Origin of the sequence: Streptomyces malaysiense (assembly GCF_000980885.2) — a bacterium.
In the GTDB taxonomy this organism is placed as follows: domain Bacteria; phylum Actinomycetota; class Actinomycetes; order Streptomycetales; family Streptomycetaceae; genus Streptomyces; species Streptomyces malaysiense.
Genome location: NZ_LBDA02000165.1, coordinates 1 through 638 on the forward strand (window position 1 = coordinate 1; position 638 = coordinate 638).

The 638-nt window shown below is 68.5% G+C and carries 1 protein-coding gene; it reads left to right on the top strand.

Translation table 11 applies throughout. From position 1 onward, the window contains the following. On the top strand, positions 1-594 hold a 594-nt coding region (locus VT52_RS34645), incomplete at its 5' end, for an IS630 family transposase (protein WP_240510027.1). Positions 595-638 lie beyond the last annotated feature (44 nt).

A 638-nucleotide genomic window follows, 5' to 3' on the forward strand; every position in this document is an offset into this window, starting at 1 on the left:
AAGAGGACGGCCCGGCTCCTGGGCGCGTGGATAGTCTTCGAGGACGAGGCCGGGCAGGACCTGAAGCCCGGCAAGGGCCGTACCTGGTCGCCACGCGGGCGGACTCCGCTGATCAGGGTGACCGGGAAAGGCTCGGGCCGGGTGCTGATGGCCGGGATGGTCTGCGTCAGACCGGGCCGGGAGACCAGGCTGATCTACCGGACCCAGACGTACCGGGGCCGTACCGGTGAGAAGAAGGGCTTCCGGGCCCGCGAGTTCTCCGACCTGCTGACCTCCGCCCGTCGGCAGCTCGGCGGTGCCCCGCTGATCGTGGTGTGGGACAACGCCAGCACCCACCACGCCAAGGCCCTGCGGGACTTCTGCGACCGCAACAGCGACTGGCTCACCATCGTCAAGCTGCCTCCGTACGCACCCGACCTGAACCCCGTCGAAGGTGTCTGGGCCCACCTGAAGAAGTCCCTGGCCAACCTCGCACCCCGCACGATCGACGACCTCACCCCGCTCGTGAAGAACCGCCTGCGCGGCATCCAACGGAGACCCGAGATCCTCGACGGCTTCATCGCCGAGACCGGACTCAGGCCGGAACCTCCGTAGCCCTGTCACCCCACCCTTTCAACCTCAGCGGCACCGCATGCGGA